Annotated in this window: 1 protein-coding gene; it reads left to right on the top strand. The window is 66.3% G+C overall.

The features are described 5' to 3' along the window. Positions 1 to 53: 53 nt before the first annotated feature. Positions 54 to 1,216, top strand: a protein-coding gene (locus GFD30_RS26090) for an IS3 family transposase (protein WP_407649208.1) whose coding sequence is annotated in 2 segments (ribosomal slippage) — positions 54 to 306 and positions 306 to 1,216 — 1,164 coding nt in all. Because the reading frame shifts where the segments join, the coding sequence is not laid out codon by codon here. Positions 1,217 to 1,263: the final 47 nt, after the last annotated feature.

Genomic DNA, 1,263 nt, shown 5'->3' on the forward strand with positions numbered 1-1,263 from the left:
TGAGGTGTAACAAGGATGTTGGACACGGATCCTGATTTGAGAGGATCGTGTCCATGCCCGCGAAGCGCCGGAAGTTCAGCCCGCAGTTCAAGGCGGAGGCTGTGCAGATGGTCGTCCAGACCGGTCGAACGGTCGCCGAGGTCGCGCGCGATCTCGGCATCAACTCGACGACCCTGGGCAACTGGGTCAACACCTGGAAAGACGAACACCCCGAAGCACAACCCGAGGAAACACCCGTGGATCGCGCCCGCATCAGCGAGCTGGAAGCCGAGATCGCGCGGCTGCGCATGGAGAACGAGTTCCTGAAAAAAGCCGCGGCCTTCTTCGCGAGGGAGCAGGGATAGCCGAGCGCTGCGCCCTGATCGAGGCGGAGAAGGCCCGCTACGAGATCACCTGGATGTGCCGGCTGCTCGGGGTGGCCCGGTCGACCTTCTACTACTGGAAGAACCGGGCCGAGACGGCCACCGCGGCCCGGCGGAGAGTCCTGGCCGTCGAGGTCAAACGGATCTTCGCGGCCTCGCGCCGGACCTACGGGTGCCGCCGGGTTGCGGCGCAGCTCAACCGCGAGGGCATCGCCTGCTCGGTGGGACTGGTCGCGGATCTGATGCGCGAGGCCGGCCTGGAAGCGGTCCAGCCCAGGGCCTGGAAGAAGACCACGATCCCCGGGGAGATCGCCGAGTCGGTGCCCGACCGCGTCGAGCGGGCCTTCACCGCCGAAGCCCCTGGGCGGGTTGCGGTCGGGGACATCACCTACCTCAGGACCGGAGAGGGCTGGCTCTACCTGGCGACGGTCATCGACCTGCACACCCGCATGGTCATCGGCTGGCAGATGGCCGACCACATGCGCACCAGTCTGGTCACCGACGCCCTGGCCGCCGCGAAGGAAGCCGGGCACCTCGATGCGGGCGCGGTGTTCCATAGCGACCGCGGAACTCAGTACAGCGCGGCTGCGTTCGCCGCTTGGTGCCGCGCCAACGGCGTCGAGCGGTCAATGGGCCGCACCGGCGTGTGCTGGGACAACGCCGCTGCCGAGTCGTTCTTCGCGAGCTTGAAGAACGAGTGCTACCACCAGCGGTCCTTCGCCACCCGGACCGAAGCGCGAACGGCGGTCGCGGACTACATCGAAGTGTTCTACAACCGTCAACGCCTACATTCGACCCTCGGCTACAAGACCCCCGCCGAGACCCTGGCCGAGTATTACGCTCGCGCCGCCTGAAACCCAACCGTTATGAGATCCGCGTCCAAGATCCTTGCTACACCTCA

Origin of the sequence: Glycomyces albidus, assembly GCF_009451885.1 — a bacterium.
Lineage (GTDB): Bacteria > Actinomycetota > Actinomycetes > Mycobacteriales > Micromonosporaceae > Glycomyces > Glycomyces albidus.